19 protein-coding genes are annotated in these 17,592 nt (G+C 68.0%); 12 read left to right on the top strand and 7 right to left on the bottom strand.

Annotation, left to right across the window (positions count from 1 at the left end):
• The first annotated feature begins 52 nt into the window (after positions 1–52).
• Entirely contained in the window at positions 53–976 is a 924-nt protein-coding gene (gene argC / locus EJO66_RS12540; RefSeq protein ID WP_124959146.1) for an N-acetyl-gamma-glutamyl-phosphate reductase, read from the top strand.
• Between the two features lie 50 nt (positions 977–1,026).
• On the opposite strand, the gene recX is transcribed toward argC, so the two are convergent.
• Both recX and recA read right to left on the bottom strand, forming a co-directional pair.
• Positions 1,027–1,479, bottom strand: coding sequence for a recombination regulator RecX (gene recX, locus EJO66_RS12535; RefSeq protein ID WP_124959147.1), 453 nt, complete (start codon positions 1,477–1,479; stop codon positions 1,027–1,029).
• Between the two features lie 27 nt (positions 1,480–1,506).
• Positions 1,507–2,625 (bottom strand): recombinase RecA, encoded by a 1,119-nt coding sequence (recA, locus tag EJO66_RS12530; protein ID WP_125965368.1) that lies wholly within the window; start codon positions 2,623–2,625, stop codon positions 1,507–1,509.
• A gap of 146 nt (positions 2,626–2,771) precedes the next feature.
• Between recA and EJO66_RS12525 the strand changes: the two genes are divergently transcribed.
• The 3 genes from EJO66_RS12525 to EJO66_RS12515 all read left to right on the top strand — a co-directional run bounded on the left by EJO66_RS12525 (position 2,772) and on the right by EJO66_RS12515 (position 5,486).
• The gene (locus EJO66_RS12525) at positions 2,772–3,257 is read left to right on the top strand and encodes a MarR family winged helix-turn-helix transcriptional regulator (protein WP_124959149.1); all 486 of its coding nucleotides are present in this window, start codon (positions 2,772–2,774) and stop codon (positions 3,255–3,257) included.
• A gap of 66 nt (positions 3,258–3,323) precedes the next feature.
• Positions 3,324–3,995, top strand: a complete 672-nt coding sequence (locus tag EJO66_RS12520) for a response regulator (protein ID WP_015867936.1) — start codon at positions 3,324–3,326, stop codon at positions 3,993–3,995.
• A 45-nt stretch (positions 3,996–4,040) separates the two neighbouring features.
• Entirely contained in the window at positions 4,041–5,486 is a 1,446-nt protein-coding gene (locus EJO66_RS12515; RefSeq protein ID WP_124959150.1) for a sensor histidine kinase, read from the top strand.
• Between the two features lie 18 nt (positions 5,487–5,504).
• Here EJO66_RS12515 and EJO66_RS12510 read toward each other — a convergent pair whose 3' ends face one another.
• Genes EJO66_RS12510 through EJO66_RS12500 form a run of 3 tightly spaced genes read right to left on the bottom strand, consistent with a single transcriptional unit; the run spans position 5,505 to position 7,167 of the window.
• Entirely contained in the window at positions 5,505–5,693 is a 189-nt protein-coding gene (locus tag EJO66_RS12510) for a sporulation protein (protein ID WP_124959151.1), read from the bottom strand.
• A gap of 11 nt (positions 5,694–5,704) precedes the next feature.
• Positions 5,705–6,532 carry a biotin--[acetyl-CoA-carboxylase] ligase gene (locus tag EJO66_RS12505; protein WP_125965367.1) on the bottom strand — a complete coding sequence of 276 codons (828 nt, stop codon included), beginning with the start codon at positions 6,530–6,532 and terminating at the stop codon, positions 5,705–5,707.
• Between the two features lie 2 nt (positions 6,533–6,534).
• Positions 6,535–7,167 carry an SET domain-containing protein gene (locus EJO66_RS12500; RefSeq protein WP_125965366.1) on the bottom strand — a complete coding sequence of 211 codons (633 nt, stop codon included), beginning with the start codon at positions 7,165–7,167 and terminating at the stop codon, positions 6,535–6,537.
• Between the two features lie 85 nt (positions 7,168–7,252).
• Here EJO66_RS12500 and EJO66_RS12495 point away from each other — a divergent pair, with 85 nt between their 5' ends.
• Together EJO66_RS12495 and EJO66_RS12490 are read left to right on the top strand one after the other, a co-directional pair.
• On the top strand, positions 7,253–10,198 hold the full coding sequence (locus tag EJO66_RS12495; protein ID WP_124959154.1) for a DNA topoisomerase III: 2,946 nt from the start codon (positions 7,253–7,255) through the stop codon (positions 10,196–10,198).
• On the top strand, positions 10,195–11,190 hold the full coding sequence (locus tag EJO66_RS12490; RefSeq protein WP_125965365.1) for a tripartite tricarboxylate transporter substrate binding protein: 996 nt from the start codon (positions 10,195–10,197) through the stop codon (positions 11,188–11,190). The genes EJO66_RS12495 and EJO66_RS12490 overlap by 4 nt, the downstream gene beginning before the upstream one ends.
• Positions 11,191–11,208: 18 nt before the next feature.
• Here EJO66_RS12490 and EJO66_RS12485 read toward each other — a convergent pair whose 3' ends face one another.
• Positions 11,209–12,138, bottom strand: coding sequence for a LysR substrate-binding domain-containing protein (locus EJO66_RS12485; RefSeq protein ID WP_125965364.1), 930 nt, complete (start codon positions 12,136–12,138; stop codon positions 11,209–11,211).
• Between the two features lie 113 nt (positions 12,139–12,251).
• Between EJO66_RS12485 and EJO66_RS12480 the strand changes: the two genes are divergently transcribed.
• From EJO66_RS12480 to EJO66_RS12470, 3 genes are all read left to right on the top strand, one after another.
• Positions 12,252–13,217 (top strand): tripartite tricarboxylate transporter substrate binding protein BugE, encoded by a 966-nt coding sequence (locus EJO66_RS12480; protein WP_125965363.1) that lies wholly within the window; start codon positions 12,252–12,254, stop codon positions 13,215–13,217.
• A 97-nt stretch (positions 13,218–13,314) separates the two neighbouring features.
• A complete protein-coding gene (locus EJO66_RS12475) occupies positions 13,315–14,187 on the top strand; it encodes an N-formylglutamate amidohydrolase (RefSeq protein WP_125965362.1) in 873 nt (290 codons plus the stop codon).
• Between the two features lie 97 nt (positions 14,188–14,284).
• A complete protein-coding gene (locus EJO66_RS12470) occupies positions 14,285–14,464 on the top strand; it encodes a hypothetical protein (protein ID WP_125965361.1) in 180 nt (59 codons plus the stop codon).
• A gap of 22 nt (positions 14,465–14,486) precedes the next feature.
• Here the strand turns inward: EJO66_RS12470 and EJO66_RS12465 are convergent, their stop codons facing one another.
• Complete coding sequence (locus EJO66_RS12465; RefSeq protein WP_124959160.1) at positions 14,487–15,374, bottom strand: gamma-glutamyl-gamma-aminobutyrate hydrolase family protein; 888 nt, start codon at positions 15,372–15,374, stop codon at positions 14,487–14,489.
• Positions 15,375–15,502: 128 nt separating this feature from the next.
• On the opposite strand from EJO66_RS12465, the gene EJO66_RS12460 reads away from it, so the two are divergent.
• From EJO66_RS12460 to infA, 3 genes are all read left to right on the top strand, one after another.
• Positions 15,503–16,558, top strand: a complete 1,056-nt coding sequence (locus tag EJO66_RS12460; RefSeq protein ID WP_124959161.1) for a sugar phosphate isomerase/epimerase family protein — start codon at positions 15,503–15,505, stop codon at positions 16,556–16,558.
• Between the two features lie 408 nt (positions 16,559–16,966).
• Positions 16,967–17,227, top strand: coding sequence for a hypothetical protein (locus tag EJO66_RS12455; RefSeq protein ID WP_124959253.1), 261 nt, complete (start codon positions 16,967–16,969; stop codon positions 17,225–17,227).
• A 61-nt stretch (positions 17,228–17,288) separates the two neighbouring features.
• A complete protein-coding gene (gene infA, locus EJO66_RS12450; RefSeq protein ID WP_015867950.1) occupies positions 17,289–17,561 on the top strand; it encodes a translation initiation factor IF-1 in 273 nt (90 codons plus the stop codon).
• Positions 17,562–17,592 lie beyond the last annotated feature (31 nt).

Below are 17,592 nucleotides of genomic sequence, written 5' to 3'. Positions count from 1 at the left end.
GGCCTTGCGGTCAATACGTACTTTCTTCTAGCCCCTCTACGCATACTCCGATATGGCCAAGGTTTTCATCGACGGCGAAGCCGGCACCACCGGCTTGCAAATTCGCGAGCGGCTCCAGACGATGCCGCAGATCGAACTCGTGAGCATTGCGCCCGAGCTGCGAAAAGACGTGGCCGCCAAGCGCGAGCTGATGGCCGGCGTCGACCTGGTGGTGCTGTGCCTGCACGACGATGCGGCGCGCGAATCGGTCGCGCTGATCGACCAGCTGCCCGGCAAGAAGCCCAAGATCATCGACGCCTCCACCGCGCACCGCGTGGCGCCCGGCTGGGTGTTCGGCTTTCCCGAACTGGTGCAAGGCCACTGGCAGGCCGTGGCCGCGGCCGACCGCGTCGGCAACCCGGGCTGCTATGCCACGGGCGCCATCGCCATGGTGCGGCCGCTGGTCGACGCCGGCCTGCTGCCGGCCGACTTTCCGATTTCGCTGCCTTCGGTGAGCGGCTATTCGGGCGGCGGGCGGGCCATGATCGAAGACTACGAGAACGGCAAGGCGCCGCTTTTCGAGACCTATGCGCTCGGCCTCAAGCACAAGCACATTCCTGAAATCATGCAGTACACCGGCCTCACCCGCAGGCCGGTCTTCATTCCTTCGGTGGGCAATTTCAAGCAGGGCATGCTGGTGCAGCTGCCGCTGCACCTCGACCTGCTGCCCGGCAAGCCGAAGGCCGGCGACCTGCAAGAGGCCCTGGCCGCGCACTACGCCAGGAGCAACACGCCCGAGCAGTTCGTGAAGGTGCTGCCGCCGACCGACGACGGCAAGCTCGACGCGCTGGCGCTCAACGACACCAACAATCTCGAAATTCGCGTGTTCCCGAACGAGGACCATCGCCACGCCGTGGTGATTGCGCGCCTGGACAACCTGGGCAAGGGCGCGAGCGGCGCCGCGGTGCAGAACCTGAAGCTGATGCTGGCGCTCTGAGCGCCCGCTGCTGAGCCTCCCTTGGCAGGCCGGGGCCGCGCGCCCGGCCGTCAGTCTTCGTCGAAATCGCTCCGGAGCACCTTGGCGACCACCGCGCCTGAAAAGCCGCGCGCCAGCAGGAAGCGCGTTTGTTTGGCGCGCTCCTTCGCATCGGCGGGCGGCGCGTCGAAACGGCGGCGCCACAGGGCCGTGGCGCGTTCCACCTCGGTGTCCTGCAGGCTGGCCACGGCCTGTGCGATGGCCTCGGGCGCGATGCCCTTGGCCTGCAGCTCCTGCCGCACCCGCAGCGCGCCCGATCGGGCGGCGCGCTGGTTCAGCACCGAGGCCACCACGCGCGGCTCGCTGATGAAGTCCCTGGCGGCCAGCTCGTCGAGGGCGCGGGCGAGTTCGCCGGGTGCTTCCTCGTGCTTTGCCAGCTTGCGCTCCAGTTCCGCGCGCGAATGCTCGCGCTGGCTCAGGAGCCGCAGCGCGCGGCCTTTGAGGGAGGGGGCGCCGAAAGCCATGCGCTGCCTTCGCGCGTGCTCGCCGGCTTACTCGCCCTTGTCGGCTTTGTCGACCTTGGCCGCCTTGGCGGGCTTCTCGGCCTTTTCGGGCGCGGGAGCGCTGGCATCGGCCGCCAGCAGCGGAATGCCCAGCGATTCGCGCACCTTGTTCTCGATCTCGCGCGACAGCTCGGGGTTCTCGCGCAGGAACTCGCGGGCGTTGTCGCGGCCCTGGCCGATCTTTTCGCCGTTGTAGGCGTACCAGGCACCCGACTTGTCGAGGATCTTGGCGTTCACGCCCATGTCGATGATCTCGCCTTCGCGGCTGATGCCTTCGCCGAACAGGATGTCGAACTCGGCCGTCTTGAACGGGGGCGACACCTTGTTCTTCACCACCTTGACCTTGGTTTCGTTGCCGATGGCCTCGTCGCCCTTCTTGATGGTGCCGATGCGGCGGATGTCCAGGCGCACCGAGGCGTAGAACTTCAGCGCATTGCCGCCGGTGGTGGTTTCGGGCGAGCCGAACATCACGCCGATCTTCATGCGGATCTGGTTGATGAAGATGACCATGCAGTTGGTCTTCTTGATGGTGGCGGTGAGCTTGCGCAGCGCCTGGCTCATCAGGCGGGCCTGCAAGCCGGGCAGCGAGTCGCCCATTTCGCCTTCGATTTCGGCCTTGGGCGTGAGGGCGGCGACCGAGTCGACCACGATCAGGTCGACGGCGCCCGAGCGCACCAGCGAATCGACGATTTCGAGCGCCTGCTCGCCGGTGTCGGGCTGGCTGATGAGCAGGTCGGACAGGTTCACGCCGAGCTTCTGGGCGTACTGCACGTCGAGCGCGTGCTCGGCATCGACGAAGGCGCAGGTGCCGGCCTGCTTCTGCATCTCGGCGATGACCTGCAGCGTGAGCGTGGTCTTGCCCGACGATTCCGGGCCGTAGATTTCGATCACGCGGCCGCGCGGCAGGCCGCCGACGCCCAGCGCGATGTCCAGGCCCAGCGAGCCGGTGGAAACCACCTGGACGTCCTCGAGCGCCTCGCCCTCGCCGAGCCGCATGATCGTGCCCTTGCCGAACTGCTTTTCGATCTGGGCCAGCGCGGCCTGCAGTGCCTTGGCCTTTTCGCTGCCTGCGACCGAGATGCTGCTGCCTTTGACGAGTGCGTCCATGAAGAAATCTCCTTGAAAATCAACGGTTTGTGTGTGACTGCGATCCATCTGCTTTTAATTACAGGCTGGATGCTTGAACAGTAGTGTAGGGGCTCGTTGGTTTGAGTAAACCCATTTTTTGGTCAGTTTGCTTTACCATTTAGCCGATGGCCGAAAACGCTTTTCCGACCGATCCGGACGCCTGGCGGCAGACCCACCTGGGCCGCCTGCTGGGCCATGCGATGCGCCGCTTCGACGAGCGCGTGCTCGAACTCATGGCGCACGACGTCGACGTGCCGCTGGCGCTGTCGAACCTCGCGGCGCGCGCGCAGGTGAGCGCTGCGCACATCCACATCACCCGGCACCTGGCGCGCGAAGGCTCGCGCCTGACCGAGCTGGCCGGGCGCGCCGGCATGACCAAGCAGGCGATGGGCGCGCTGGTGGACCAGTGCGAGGCCTGGGGCCTGGTCACGCGCGGGCCCGACCCGCTCGACGCGCGGGCGCGGCGCGTGCTCTTCACGGCCGACGGCCTGGCCTGGCTCGACGCCTTCCGCGGCGCGGTGACGCAGGCCGAGCGCGAGTTCCGCGCCAGCGTGGGCAACGACGTCGCCACCGTGGTAACCATCGGACTCGAGGCCTACACGGCGGGCTAGACTCGGATGGAGGGACATATGTGAACGTGGCGCCGGGGCGGCGCCCGAACCGGCCGGAGGTGGCTCATGCGGATTCTGATTGCCGAAGACGACCAGGTGCTGGCCGATGCCCTGCTGCGCAGCCTGCGCACCTCGGGCGCGGCGGTCGACCACGTGGCGAACGGATCGCAGGCCGACACCGCGCTCATGACGCACAGCGAGTTCGACCTGCTGATCCTCGACCTGGGGCTGCCCAACCTGCACGGCATCGAGATCTTGAAGCGGCTGCGCGCGCGCGGCTCGCAGCTGCCGGTGCTGGTGCTCACCGCGGCCGACAGCGTGGAGGAACGCGTCAAGGGCCTGGACCACGGCGCCGACGACTACATGGCCAAGCCCTTCAGCCTGCAGGAACTCGAGGCGCGCGTGCGGGCGCTCACGCGGCGCGGCATGGGCGCCACCAGCAACACGATCCGCCACGGCCCGCTGGTGTACGACCAGGCCGGCCGCGTGGCCACCATCGACGGCAAGATGGTCGAGCTGTCGGCGCGCGAACTGGGCCTGCTGGAGGTGCTGCTGCAGCGCGCGGGCCGCCTGGTCAGCAAGGACCAGCTGGTGGAGCGCCTGTGCGAATGGGGCGAGGAAGTAAGCCTGAACGCGATCGAGGTCTACATCCACCGCCTGCGCAAGAAGATCGAGAAGGGGCCGGTGCGCATCGCAACGGTCCGCGGCCTCGGCTACTGCCTCGAGAAGATTCCTTGACGCGCCGCCCCACGTAGTGCCCGAAGACCCCCGGGGGCAACTGCCTTGAAACTCTTTCAGCGCGCGCAGCGCTCCCTGTTCGGCGAGATCCTCGACTGGATGCTCACGCCGCTCCTGCTGCTGGTGCCGGTGAGCATCGGCGTGACGTGGCTGGTGGCGCAGGGCATTGCCAATGCCCCCTTCGACCGCGCGCTCGAATACAACGTGCAGACGCTGGCGCGGCTGGTCACGGTGCAGCAGGGGCAGACGCAGTTCGTGCTGCCGCAGCCGGCGCGCGAGATCCTGCGGGCCGACGGCGCCGACCGCGTCTACTACCAGGTGCTCGACAGCCACGGCGCGCTGCTCAGCGGCGAGCCCGACGTGCCGCATCCCAGCACCGACGAGCCCCCGGTCCCCGGCGTGGTCACGCTTCGCAACGGCGAGATGCGCGGCAAGTCGGTGCGCGTGGCCTCGCTCTGGCTCGCGGGCCCCGACAGCGACACGGAGCCGGCGCTGCTGCAGGTGGCCGAGACGCGCGAGAAGCAGTCGGTGCTGGCCACCGAGATCATCAAGGGCGTGCTGCTGCCGCAGTTCGCGATCCTGCCGCTGGCCGTGCTGCTGATCTGGCTGGCGCTGGTGCGCGGCATCAAGCCGCTGTCGGTGGTGGAGGCGCGCATCCGCGAGCGGCGCCCGGGCGACCTGAGCCCGCTGGACGAATCGTCGGTGCCGCTCGAAGTGGTGCCGCTGGTGTCTTCGGTGAACGAACTGCTGGACAAGCTCAACGATTCGATCCACACGCAAAAGCGCTTCCTGGCCGATGCGGCGCACCAGCTCAAGACGCCGCTCGCGGGCCTGCGCATGCAGGCCGACCTGGCGCAGCGCGAGGGCGCCAATGCCGACGAGCTCAAGCAGTCGCTCAAGCAGATCGGCCGCGCCAGCGTGCGCGCCACCCACACGGTGAACCAGCTGCTCTCGCTCGCACGCGCCGAAAGCACCGGCGCCGGCACCGGCCGCCAGCCCTGCGACCTGGCGCGGCTCACCATCGAGGTGGTGCGCGAAGCGGTGCCGCGCGCGATCGAGAAGCGCATCGACCTGGGCTACGACGGCGCCGAGGCGGGCGCGCCCGGCGTGGTGATCGAGGGCAACCCGACCCTGCTGAAGGAGCTGGTGCGCAACCTGCTCGACAACGCCATCAACTACACGCCATCGGCCGCCGAGCGCCCCGGCGTGATCACCGCGCGCGTGCTGGCCGACCCCTTCGGCCAGGTGGTGCTGCTGCAGGTGGAGGACAACGGGCCGGGCATTGCGGAGGCCGACCGCGAACTGGTGTTCGAGCCGTTCTACCGCGTGCTCGGCAACGAGGCCGACGGCTCGGGGCTGGGCCTGCCGATCGTGCGCGAGATCGCCAACCAGCACCATGCGCAGGTGAAGCTGGAGGACGCGCATCCGGGCCGGCAGCCGCCGGGGGCGCGCTTCACGGTGCGTTTCGAGGGCGAAGAAGCCGCAGCCTGAGACGCGGCGGCGGGTTCATCAGGGCGTGCCCTTGGCGTCCTTGCGGATCTGGAGCCACTCGGGATGCACCTGGCGCGCGAGGCGCTGCGGTTCGCGCTCGTTGAAGCCCGCGGGCGCCAGGCCAAAGCCGGCCAGGTCGCCGCGCGACCACAGCCAGTAGCCAAGGTTGGCGACGAGCAGGGCAATCAGCACCAGGCGCAGTTTCATGGTGGCCGGCCTCAGAACGCCATGCCGCTCGGGCGCACGCTGACTTCGTCGCTCGAGACCAGTTGCAGCCCGTCGGCGGTGCGCACCTGGAGTTCGCCGCCCCAGGCCACGCCCTCGCACAGGCCGAAGCTGCCGTCGCTGAGCTGGACTTGCCGCCCGCGCAAGGCGTCGCGCGCGGCAAAGCGTTCGGCAAACGGCCCGAAGCCCTGGGCCTCGAAGGCCTGCACGCTGCGCACCAGCGGCGCGGCCAGCTCGGCCAGCACCTCGGGCGCAGTGGCATCGGGGCGCCACTGGCGCAGCCAGGCCGGCGGGGTGCGCATGCCATCGCCTTCGCGCGGGCCGATGTTGATGCCGATGCCGATCACCAGGTAGCGCGGCGGGGCCGGCGCGTCGGCACGGCCCGCATGCGGCATGGCGGTTTCGATCAGGATGCCGGCCAGCTTGCGGTCCTCCACCCACAGGTCGTTGGGCCACTTGAGGGCGACCTTGGCCGCGCCCGTGGGATCGAGGCTCTCCGCCACGCTCACGCCCACGGCCAGCGAGAGGCCCGCCCATTCGCGCGGCGCGAGCGGCAGGCCGAGCGAGAAGGTGAGGGAGGCGGTGCCTTGTTCTTCGCCCTGCTGCGCACTCTGCCAGGGCCGGCCGAGCCGGCCGCGCCCTGCCGTCTGGCGCTCGGCCACCAGCAGCACCGGCGGGGTGTGGCCGGCGCGCGCGCGGCGCATCAGCTCGGTGTTGGTCGAATCGATCTCGGCCACCGCCTCGACCGTGAAGCCGGGCAGGAGCGGCGCCACCGCCGCGGCGATCCGGTCTTCGAGCCAGGCAGCCTGGGTACCCATCATGCTCAGCCCTTGCCGGCTCCATCGTCCTTCTTGGACTTCTTTTTTTCCGACTTCTTTTCAGCCTTTTTTTCGGCCTTCTTGTCCGCCTTCTTGGCTTCCTTCTTCTCGGCCTTTTTCTTGTCGGCCTTCTTCCTGGCCTTTTTCTTCTTTTTCTTTTCTTCGTCCTCGTCCTTGGGCGTCAGCAGCGTGCCGCGGCAATTCTCGGAGCCGCACCAGCAGGGAAACTCGGACAGCAGCTTCGGCGTGTAGGGCTCGTCGATGATCAGGCCGTAGTCGTAGTTGAGCTCTTCTCCTGCAGCAATGTTGCGCAGCGCCTTGATATAAACGCGCCCATTGATCTCGTCGGCCTCGCAGTTCGGCTCGCACGAATGGTTGATCCAGCGCGCGTCGTTGCCCTTGACGTTGCCGTCGATCACGCGCCCGTCGTCGATGTGGAAGTAGAAGGTGTGGTTCGGCTGGGCCGGGTCGTGCGGGTGGCGGCGCAGCGCCTCTTTCCAGCTGATGACCTCGCCCTTGTATTCGATCAGCGTCTCGCCCTCGGCCAGGTCGTCCACGGCGAACACGCCGTTGCCGTGGACATCCGAGCGCCGCATCTGGATGCGGCGGCCGGCGAATTGTGGGGATTTGGAAGGCATCGCCGAAGTCTGTTAGGTTGAATATGCACACATGCGCGTGTGCGCGTGCGCACGCGGGAAGCCGCAGAGTATAGAGAGCCCTTAGATGACAAAGACTTTGGTAATCGCAGAAAAGCCGTCGGTGGCACAGGACATCGTCCGTGCACTCACGCCGGTGGCCGGCAAGTTCGACAAGCATGACGAGCATTTCGAGAACGACAGCTATGTCGTGACCAGCGCTGTCGGTCACCTGGTCGAAATCCAGGCGCCCGAAGAGTTCGACGTCAAGCGGGGCAAGTGGAGCTTCGCGAACCTGCCGGTGATTCCGCCGCACTTCGACCTGAAGCCGGTCGACAAGACAAAGACGCGCCTGAACGCCGTGGTCAAGCAGGCCAAGCGCAAGGACGTGACGCAGCTCATCAACGCCTGCGACGCGGGCCGCGAGGGCGAGCTGATCTTCCGCCTGATCGAGCAGTACGCGGGCGGCAAGACCGGCCTGAACAAGCCCGTGAAGCGCCTGTGGCTGCAGTCGATGACGCCGCAGGCCATCCGCGACGGCTTCGACGCGCTGCGCACCGAAAAGCAGATGCAGGGCCTGGCCGACGCCGCGCGCTCGCGCTCCGAGGCCGACTGGCTGGTGGGCATCAACGGCACGCGCGCCATGACGGCCTTCAATTCGCGCGACGGCGGCTTCTTCCTGACGACGGTGGGCCGCGTGCAGACGCCCACGCTGTCGGTGGTGGTCGAGCGCGAGGAAAAGATCCGCAAGTTCGTGAGCCGCGACTACTGGGAAATCCACGGCGTGTTCCAGGCCGAAGCCGGCCAGTACCCGGGCAAGTGGTTCGACGCCAACTTCAAGAAGCCGCCGCCGGGCCCCGACGGCACGGCCGACGCGGAGATCCGCGCCGACCGCGTGTGGAGCGAGCGCGAGGCGCGCGAGATCGCCGATGCGGCGCGCGGCAAGCCCGCCACCGTGACCGAGGAAAGCAAGCCCACCACCCAGGCCTCGCCGATGCTGTTCGACCTGACCTCGCTGCAGCGCGAGGCCAATGGCCGCTTCGGCTTCTCGGCCAAGACCACGCTCGCGCTGGCGCAGAGCCTGTACGAGCGCCACAAGGCGCTGACCTATCCGCGGACCGACTCGCGCGCGCTGCCCGAGGACTACCTGCCGGTGGTCAAGGACACCATGAAGATGCTCGCCGACAGCGGCATGAAGCATCTCGCGCCCTTCGCGCAGCAGGCGGTCGACGGCAGCTACGTGAAGCCGAACAAGCGCATCTTCGACAACGCCAAGGTGTCGGACCACTTCGCCATCATCCCGACGCTGCAGGCGCCCAGCGGCCTCTCCGACGCCGAGCAGAAGCTCTACGACTTCGTGGTGCGCCGCTTCATGTCGGTGTTCTTCCCGAGCGCCGAATTCCAGGTCACCACGCGCATCAGCACGGTGGAGGCCGGCGGCAGGAAGTACCCGTTCCGCAGCGACGGCAAGGTGCTGGTCAAGCCGGGCTGGCTCGCCATCTGGGGCAAGGAAGCCATCAACGACGACGACGAGAAGGACGGCAAGAACCTGGTGGTGGTGAAGCCCGGCGAAACGGTGAAGACCGAATCGGCCGACCTGAAGGCGCTGAAGACCCGTCCGCCGGCGCGCTATTCGGAAGCCACGCTGCTGGGCGCGATGGAAGGCGCCGGCAAGACCATCGATGACGACGAGCTGCGCGAGGCCATGCAGGAAAAAGGCCTGGGCACGCCAGCCACGCGCGCGGCCACCATCGAAGGCCTGATCACCGAGAAATACATGCTGCGCGAAGGCCGCGAGCTGATCCCCACGGCCAAGGCCTTCCAGCTCATGACGCTGCTGCGCGGCCTGGGCGTGGAGGAACTCTCCAAGGCCGAGCTCACGGGCGAGTGGGAATACAAGCTTGCGCAGATGGAGAAGGGCGCGTTGAGCCGCGACGCCTTCATGCGCGAGATCGCCGAGATGACGCAGCACATCGTCAAGAAGGCCAAGGAATACGACCGCGACACCGTGCCGGGCGACTACACGACGCTGTCGACGCCATGCCCCAACTGCGGCGGCGTGGTGAAGGAGAACTACCGCCGCTACAGCTGCACCGGCAAGGCGGGGCAGGAACCCTGCGGCTTCTCGTTCGGCAAGTCGCCGGCGGGGCGCACCTTCGAGGTGGCCGAGGCGGAAGTGCTGCTGCGCGACAAGCACATCGGCCCGCTGGAGGGCTTCCGCTCCAAGGCCGGCTGGCCCTTCACGTCCGAGATCGTCCTCAAGTACGACGAAGAGGCGAAGAACTGGAAGCTGGAGTTCGACTTCGGCGACGACAAGAACGCCGACACCGGCGAGATCGTCGATTTCAGCGAGCAGGACACGGTGGGCCCGTGCCCGGTCTGCGGCGCGCCGGTGTTCGAGCACGGCAGCAACTATGTCTGCGAGAAGTCCGTGCCCACCACTGCGCAGCCGACGCCGAGCTGCACCTTCAAGACCGGCAAGATCATCCTGCAGCAGCCGGTGGAGCGCGCGCAGATGGAAAAGCTGCTGGCCACCGGCAAGACCGACCTGCTCGACAAGTTCGTGAGCATGCGCACGCGCCGCGCCTTCAAGGCCTTCCTGACCTGGAACGCCGAGGAAGGCAAGGTGACCTTCGAATTCGCGCCGCGCGAAGGCGGCAGCAAGTTCCCGCCGCGCAAGACCTTCGGCAAGGCCGCGCCGGCGGGCAAGACCGCGGCGGCCAAGAAGGTGGCGGCGAAGAAGACACCCGCCGCCAAGAAGGCCCCTGCCGCGAAGAAGGCCGCGGCGCCGCGCAAGCCCGGTGCGGGCCTGAAGCCCAGCGACTCGCTGGCCGCGGTGATCGGCGCCGAACCGGTGGCGCGCACCGAGGTCATCAAGAAGCTCTGGGACTACATCAAGGCCAACGGCCTGCAGGACGCGGCCAACAAGCGCGCGATCAATGCCGACGCCAAGCTCAAGCCGGTGTTCGGCAAGGACCAGGTGACGATGTTCGAGCTCGCGGGCATCGTGGGCAAGCACCTGTCGGCGCCATGAGGGCGGGGCGCAGGCATTTCGCCGCCGGCCTCGCAGCCGGCGCGGCGGTGTTGTTTGCCGGCGCGGCCAGCCTGGCGCAGGCCGCGGCCTGGCCCGACCGGCCCGTCAAGCTGGTGGTGCCGTTCCCGCCCGGGCAGGCCACCGACATCTTCGCGCGCGCGCTGGCCGAGCAGCTCGGCAAGCGGCTGGGCCAGCCGGTGATCGTCGACAACAAGGCCGGCGCCGGCAGCAACATCGGCACCGACTTCGTGGTGCGTTCGCCGGCCGACGGCTACACGCTGGTGGTGGCGGGCAGCGCGATGGCGGTGAACCAGACGCTCTACGCCAAGCCGGGCTTCGACCCGCGCAAGGACCTGGTGGGCATCTCGCTCATCGCCACGGTGCCGCTGGTGTTCCTGGCCACGCCCGAAAGCGGCATCCGCAGCATGGCCGACCTGGCCGCGCGCGCGAAGGCCGAGCCCGGCCGGCTGAGCTATGCGAGCGCCGGCATCGGCGGCACGCAGCACCTGTCGGGCGAGATGTTCAAGTCGGCCGCGCGCGTCTTCATCACCCACATTCCGTACCGCGGCAGCGGGCCGGCGCAGTCGGACTTCCTGGGCAACCAGATTCCGCTGATGGTCGACTCGGTGACGGCCGCGCTGCCGCACATCAAGTCGGGCAGGGCGATTGCGCTGGCGGTGACCTCGGCCAAACGCTCCTCGCAGTTGCCTGACGTACCCACCGTGCGCGAAAGCGGCGTGGCCGGCACCAGGGACTTCGAGGCCGTCGGCTGGCTCGGCCTGATGGCGCCGCGCGGCACGCCGCCCGAGATCACGGCGCGGCTGAACCAGGAAGTGACCGACATCCTCAAGAGCGAGCAGATGGCGCGCTTCATCCGCGACCGGGGCTCCGAGCCCGCACCCACCACGGGCGCCGAGTTCGACCGCTTCGTGGCGAACGAGATCCAGCGCTGGGGCGGTGCGGTGAAGGCCTCGGGCGCCAAGCCCGAGTAGCCCGCCTCCGCGCGCCGGTCAGGCTGCGGCCGGCGGCGCTTCCTCCTCCGCGCTGCGATCGGCATCCGCCAGCAGCCAGCGGCGGAAGTGGTCGAGCGTGGCCAGCTGGCCACGGCCCTCGGGGTAGCAGAACCAGTAGCCCTGGTCGCCGCGGTAGCCGCCGCCCGGCAGCGGCTCGTCCACCAGCCCCGAGGCGATCTCGTCCTGCACCAGGCAGCGCGGCACCAGCGCCACGCCCATGCCCACCATCACCGCGCGGATCATGGTCTGGAACTGGTCGAACTGCGGCCCGGCGAGCGGATCGAGCCCGCGCACGCCATGCGCCTCGCTCCATTGCAGCCACGATTGCGGCACCGTGACGTGGCGCAGCAGGGTGCAGCGCGCCACGTCCTGCGGCGTGCGGATGGCGGCTTCGGCCAGGCCCGCGCGCGGCGCGATCAGCGCCACGTCCCGCCCGGCCAGGTAGTGCGAGCGCGCGCCGGGCCAGTGGCCGTCGCCGAAGAGGATGGCGCAGTCGAGCTCGGGCCGCTCGAAGTCGTAGCCGTGCACGAAGGGCACGAAATGCAGCGTGATCTGGGGATGCTGGCGCTGGAAGTCGGGCAGGCGCGGAATCAGCCACTTGGCGCCGAAGGTGGGCAGGGTGGACAGGTGCAGCGCGCCGCCGCCGTCGCCGCTGGTGATGAATTCCAGCGTGGCCGCCTCCAGTTGCGCGAGCACGGCGCGCACGGCCTTCTCGTAGCGCTCGCCCGCGGGCGTGAGCGCCAGGCGCTTGCGGCTGCGCTCGAACAGCGGCACGCCGATCCAGCGCTCCAACTCCTGCACCTGCTTGCTGACCGCGCCCTGCGTAAGGTGCAGCGCCTCGGCGGCGCGCGAGACGCCGCCGAAGCGCACCACGGTGGAAAAGGCGCGCAGCAGGTTCAGCGGCGGGTTGAGGCGGCGGAGCGACATGGCGGGATGCCCATTAAAACATTCCAAATCAGAATGTTAGCTGGTCTATCCTTTGCTTCAAGTAGTGCAGCAACTTTTGCTTCATCACTTCTGGTCTCATTGGAGAAATCCCCATGCAACGTCGTCATCTTCTTTCCGTCCTGGCTGCTGTTTCTGTCGCGCCTGGAATATCCTTTGCCCAGCAAGGCAAGCCGATCCGCATGATCGTGCCCTTCCCGCCCGGCGGCGCCACCGACATCACGGCGCGCGTGCTGTCGGAGCCGCTGGCCAAGATCCTCCAGCAGCCCGTGGTCATCGACAACCGCGCCGGTGCCGGCGGCTCCATCGGCATGGCCGAGGTGGCCCGCTCCGCGCCGGACGGCCTCTCCATCGGCGTGGCCACGCTTTCCACGCACGGCGTGAACCCGGCCGTCTACCAGAAGCTGCCGTACGACCCGGTCAAGGGCTTCGTCGCCGTGACCGAGCTGGTGAAGGCGCCGGGCGTGGTCGTCATCAACCCGCGGGTGCTGCCGGTGCAGAGCTTCGCGGAACTCGTGAAGTACCTGAAGGCGAACCCAGGCAAGGTGTCGTACGCCTCGCCGGGCAACGGCACCATCGGCCACATGTGGGGCGAACTCTTCAAGAGCAGCACCGGAACCTCGATGGTGCACATTCCCTATCGCGGTGCGGGCCCGGCCATCAACGACGTGCTCGCGGGCGAGGTGCCGGTGTACTTCGACCAGGTGGCCTCTTCGCTGCCGCATGTGAAGGCGGGCAAGCTGAAGGCGCTGGCCGTGTCCTGGAGCAGCCGGCTCGACGTGCTGCCCGAGGTGCCGACCTACCGCGAGCTCGGCTATCCGGCCAACAACGATCCGTCGTGGTTCGGGCTGGTGGCGCCCGCCGGCACGCCGGCCGACATCGCGCTGCGCATGCAGCAGGCGGTGGCCACTGCGCTCAAGGACGCCGCGGTGCGCGAGCGCCTCGCGCTGCAGGGGCTCTATGCGTCGGGCACCACGCCGGCCGAGTTCGCGAAGCAGATCGACAGTGAGATCGAGAAGATGAAGAAAGTCGCCGCCTTCGCTCGCATCCGATTGGACTGAGACATGAACCCCCACGCTCATCACTTCGTGTATTCGCTGCCCCCCGAGGGGGCGCAGGCCTCCCTTGGGGCGGCCCGGCGGGAGGCCTGACCTGCCTATGCATCCTGTTCTGAAGCTCATCCAAACCCGCGCCCAGGTGACCAGCGTCGCCGGGCACACGCCGCTGGTGCTCGATTCACCGCACAGCGGCACCGTCTACCCCGAGGACTTCCGGCCCGCGTGCGACCTGGCCACGCTGCGCCGCGCCGAGGACACGCACGTCGAGAAGCTCTACGCCTTTGCGCCCGCCATGGGCGCGGCGTGGATCGAGGCGCACTTTCCGCGCAGCTACCTGGACGCCAACCGCGACACCACCGAGCTGGACACCGCGCTGCTCGACGGCCCCTGGACCGAGCCCCTGTCGACCGACCCGCGCGTGCTTTCCAAGGTGCGGCTCGGCAAGGGCCTGGTCTGGAAGCTCACCGACGAGGGCCTGCCGATCTACGACCGCCTGCTCGGCGTGGAGGAGGTGCGCGCGCGCATCGACAACTGCTGGCGGCCCTACCACGCGGCGGTGGCCGAGGCGATCGAAGCGGCGCATGCGCGGCACGGCTACAGCATCCACATCAACTGCCACTCGATGCCGGCGGTGGCGGGCAGCCATGCCACCGATTTTCCGGGCCTCGTGCATGCGGACTTCGTGATCGGCGACCGCGACGGCAGCACCGCCGACCCGGCGCTGTCGCAAAGGATCTGCGAGCACCTGCGCGCGCGCGGCTACAGCGTGGACTACAACCATCCCTACAAGGGCGTGGAACTGGTGCGCCGGCATGGCCGGCCGGCCGGGCAGCGGCACAGCATCCAGGTCGAGGTCAACCGCAGGCTCTACATGGACGAAGCCACGCTGGCGCTCGACGAAGCGGGCGCGGCGCGGCTGCGGCAGGACCTGCAGTCGATGGTGGCGATGCTGCTGGCCACCGATCCGCGCTGACCGGCAACAACCCTGCCGCCGGCGCGTGTGTTGTTGCAGCGCCGGAAAAGCGCCGGCCTATAGTGGCCGCAAGTCCCACCATTGCCTGGAGTTTTACGTGAAGCCATTCATTGCAGCTGTTCTTGCCATCGCCATGGGCGCCCTGGCGGGCTGCGCCGGCACGGGGTCGGCCGGCAGCGGCGATCGCGCCGCCTCGTCGTCCGGCAGCGGCGTGACGGTGTTCGGCACCATCGACGCGGGCGTCAGCGGCAGCTCGAACCGTTCCGATCGGCGCTAGCCGGCGCCGGCCAATCCGCCCGTCAGCGCCGCAGCAGCGCCTGGCGCAGCACCCGCGCCGCGCGGTCGCGGATCCGGCCGTGCCCTGCATCCGGCACGGTACGCGGCGCCACCTTCGCGGTGGCGCAGGCCCAGAGAAAGTCGTGCAGGATCGGCGTGTCGTCCACCGTCTCGGTGCTGCCGTACTTGTGGAATTCGGGGTGCCACTGCGTGGCGGCGATGTAGCTGCGGCCCCTGTCGGCGCTGCGGCGGATGGCCTCGGGCACGCGGTCGGGCAGGCTCCAGGCCTCGATCTCGAAACCCGGCGCCAGGTCTTTCACGCCCTGGTGGTGGATGCTGTTGACCTTGGCGGTCTTCACCTCGGGGTAGAGCTTGGCCAGGCGCGTGCCCTGCACGATCTCGATCTGGTGGAAGTTCTGGTCGTAGGTCACGGGGTCGCGGTGCCGCACGGCTTCAGGGTGCTCGTGCTGTGCCTCGATGTCCTGGTAGAGCGTGCCGCCGAAGGCCACGTTGATCAGCTGCAGCCCTCGGCAGACGCCAAAGATGGGCTTGCCGGCCTGCTCGAAGGCCTCGACCAGCGCCAGGTCGTACAGGTCGCGGATGCGGTCGCCCACCCAGGCATCCTTGAGCGGCACCTCGCCGTAGCTGCCGGGCCAGACGTCGGCGCCGCCGTGCATCACCACGCCGTCGAGCCATTCGGCGTAGTGCGAGAGCTTGGTGTCGCCGCGCGCGGTTTCGCCCGTGGGGCAGGGCACCATCACCACCATGGCACCGGCCGACATGAGCCAGTGCGCGATGGACTGCTCGACGTACTGCAGCGTCTTGTTGGTGAAGAGCGAACGCGCCGGATCGGCATGGGAAAAGCAGGCGGACAAGCCGATCTTCAGCCGGGCGGAAACGGGTTGCGGCATCGCGGGACGAGCAGGGCGTGCTGTGCGGAAAGGAAAGTCCATTGTGGCGCTTTGGCCTCTCGCACGGGGTCGGACGACACGCCAAAGTATGCTTTCAACGCCGCCACGACCAAGAAGGAAGACAAGCCATGAAAACGATCAAGGGCCCGGCCATATTCCTGGCCCAGTTCGCCGGGGACGAAGCCCCGTTCAACTCGCTCGACGCCATTGCCGGCTGGGCCGCCGGGCTGGGCTACAAGGGCGTGCAGATCCCGAGCTGGGACGCGCGCCTGTTCGACCTCAGGAAAGCCGCCGAGAGCAGGACCTACTGCGACGAAATCAAGGGCACGCTGGCCGCGCACGGCGTGGAGATCACCGAGCTGTCGACCCATCTGCAGGGCCAGCTGGTCGCGGTGCACCCGGCCTACGACGCGGGCTTCGACGGCTTCGCGGCGCCCGAAGTGCGCGGCGACCCGGTGCGGCGCCAGCAATGGGCGGTGGAGCAATTGCACTTCGCGGCCAGGGCCTCGGCCAACCTGGGGCTCACGGCGCACGCCACCTTCTCGGGCGCGCTGGCCTGGCCGTATCTCTATTCGTGGCCGCCGCGCCCGCCGGGACTTGTCGAGGAGGCCTTCGACGAACTCGCGCGCCGCTGGCGCCCGATCCTCGATGCCTTCGACGCGGCGGGCGTGGACGTGGGCTACGAGATCCATCCGGGCGAAGACCTGCACGACGGCGTGAGCTACGAGATGTTCCTGGAGCGCGTGGACAACCACCCGCGCGCCTGCCTCTTGTACGACCCGAGCCACTTCATGCTGCAGCAGCTCGACTACCTCGCCTACATCGACCACTACCACGAGCGCATCAAGATCTTCCACGTGAAGGATGCCGAGTTCAACCCGACCGGCAAGCAGGGCGTGTACGGCGGCTTCCAGAGCTGGATCAACCGCGCGGGGCGCTTCCGCTCGCTGGGCGACGGGCAGGTCGATTTCAGCGCCATCTTCTCGAAGATGGCGCAGTACGACTTCCCGGGCTGGGCGGTGCTCGAATGGGAGTGCTGCATCAAGCACCCCGAGGACGGCGCGCGCGAAGGCGCCGCCTTCATTGCGGACCACATCATCCGGGTGGCGGAGCGGGCCTTCGACGATTTTGCGGCGGGCGGCGTGGACGTGGCCGCCAACAAGCGGATGCTGGGGATCGGCTGAGACGCTTTTTAATCGGCTGAGACGTTTTTCAGCTATATCTTCGATAGCACCAAACACTTGACCGGCGGGTGTTTGATGCCGAATTCGCCAATGCGTTGTTTTTAAGACAAGCAACTGTCATGCCCTGCGGGCTATAATGCCGGGTTCGTTTCGATACCACGACGAAGCACTTTTCGTCACTCCGCCGGCTGACCTGCACCGTCCCTTGGATTTTTCAGGCCTCTTTCCCCCAAGCCGGCTTCACAGTGTGTTGGAGCGCCAGACCGGGCGCCCATGATTGCCACCACTGCCTTCGTTCTTGTTGAAGCGAATAGCGCGTCCGCCGCGCCATTCCGGCCGGCCCACGCCCGTTTTCAATTTTTTTTCAGGCATTTTGCGCACACTTTTTGCGCAGGGTGCCAAGGCTTCATGGACATCATTCAACACAGTATCGCGGTGGGCAAGTACCTTGTTTCCCCGCTCATTCGCCACCAGGACGACGGCAATTTCGCCGCTTCCGTCTCGATCCGCTCCGGCCGGGGCAGCGGCATGCACGACCGCGTGATGCGTTTCACGCCGCGCTTTGCCAGCCACGCCGCCGCCGCACGCTACGCAGTCTCGGAGGGCCTCGGCTGGGTGCGCGAACGCCACCCCCGCAGCGCGCCGCTCGCTTTGCCGTGCGCGGGCTGAAACAATTACGCCCATCTTCATCTCCAACACACATCGAACGAGAATTCAGAGGTAATCACACATGCCCAAGGAAGAACTGATCGAAATGAACGGCGCAGTGACCGAAGTCCTGCCCGACTCGCGCTATCGCGTGACGCTCGACAACGGCCATCAGCTGATCGCCTACAGCGGCGGCAAGATGCGCAAGCACCACATCCGCATCCTGGCGGGTGACAAGGTGTCGCTCGAGCTCTCGCCCTACGACCTGACCAAGGGCCGTATCACCTTCCGCCACCTGGAGCGTCGCGGCCCGCCGCCGACCAACTCCGGCAACAACAACGCACCTCGCCGCTGATCCGCGACGGACGAAGGGCCTTGCAAGCGCC

The sequence above is a fragment of the Variovorax beijingensis genome, assembly GCF_003951285.1.
Taxonomy (GTDB): Bacteria; Pseudomonadota; Gammaproteobacteria; order Burkholderiales; family Burkholderiaceae_C; genus Variovorax; species Variovorax beijingensis.
The sequence above is the reverse complement of the archived record's forward strand: the minus strand, read 5'-3'. Positions and strand labels throughout refer to the sequence as shown.

What these genes read in the sequence shown, in the direction of transcription:
- EJO66_RS12510 (WP_124959151.1), bottom strand. Translation starts at nt 5,693, where the DNA reads ATGAAACTGCGCCTGGTGCTGATTGCCCTGCTCGTCGCCAACCTTGGC.
- EJO66_RS12475 (WP_125965362.1), top strand. Translation starts at nt 13,315, where the DNA reads ATGCATCCTGTTCTGAAGCTCATCCAAACCCGCGCCCAGGTGACCAGC.
- EJO66_RS12500 (WP_125965366.1), bottom strand. Translation starts at nt 7,167, where the DNA reads ATGCCTTCCAAATCCCCACAATTCGCCGGCCGCCGCATCCAGATGCGG.
- EJO66_RS12455 (WP_124959253.1), top strand. Translation starts at nt 16,967, where the DNA reads ATGGACATCATTCAACACAGTATCGCGGTGGGCAAGTACCTTGTTTCC.
- EJO66_RS12480 (WP_125965363.1), top strand. Translation starts at nt 12,252, where the DNA reads ATGCAACGTCGTCATCTTCTTTCCGTCCTGGCTGCTGTTTCTGTCGCG.
- EJO66_RS12460 (WP_124959161.1), top strand. Translation starts at nt 15,503, where the DNA reads ATGAAAACGATCAAGGGCCCGGCCATATTCCTGGCCCAGTTCGCCGGG.
- recA (WP_125965368.1), bottom strand. Translation starts at nt 2,625, where the DNA reads ATGGACGCACTCGTCAAAGGCAGCAGCATCTCGGTCGCAGGCAGCGAA.
- EJO66_RS12465 (WP_124959160.1), bottom strand. Translation starts at nt 15,374, where the DNA reads ATGCCGCAACCCGTTTCCGCCCGGCTGAAGATCGGCTTGTCCGCCTGC.
- EJO66_RS12490 (WP_125965365.1), top strand. Translation starts at nt 10,195, where the DNA reads ATGAGGGCGGGGCGCAGGCATTTCGCCGCCGGCCTCGCAGCCGGCGCG.
- recX (WP_124959147.1), bottom strand. Translation starts at nt 1,479, where the DNA reads ATGGCTTTCGGCGCCCCCTCCCTCAAAGGCCGCGCGCTGCGGCTCCTG.
- EJO66_RS12505 (WP_125965367.1), bottom strand. Translation starts at nt 6,532, where the DNA reads ATGATGGGTACCCAGGCTGCCTGGCTCGAAGACCGGATCGCCGCGGCG.
- EJO66_RS12525 (WP_124959149.1), top strand. Translation starts at nt 2,772, where the DNA reads ATGGCCGAAAACGCTTTTCCGACCGATCCGGACGCCTGGCGGCAGACC.
- EJO66_RS12495 (WP_124959154.1), top strand. Translation starts at nt 7,253, where the DNA reads ATGACAAAGACTTTGGTAATCGCAGAAAAGCCGTCGGTGGCACAGGAC.
- EJO66_RS12520 (WP_015867936.1), top strand. Translation starts at nt 3,324, where the DNA reads ATGCGGATTCTGATTGCCGAAGACGACCAGGTGCTGGCCGATGCCCTG.
- infA (WP_015867950.1), top strand. Translation starts at nt 17,289, where the DNA reads ATGCCCAAGGAAGAACTGATCGAAATGAACGGCGCAGTGACCGAAGTC.
- EJO66_RS12485 (WP_125965364.1), bottom strand. Translation starts at nt 12,138, where the DNA reads ATGTCGCTCCGCCGCCTCAACCCGCCGCTGAACCTGCTGCGCGCCTTT.
- argC (WP_124959146.1), top strand. Translation starts at nt 53, where the DNA reads ATGGCCAAGGTTTTCATCGACGGCGAAGCCGGCACCACCGGCTTGCAA.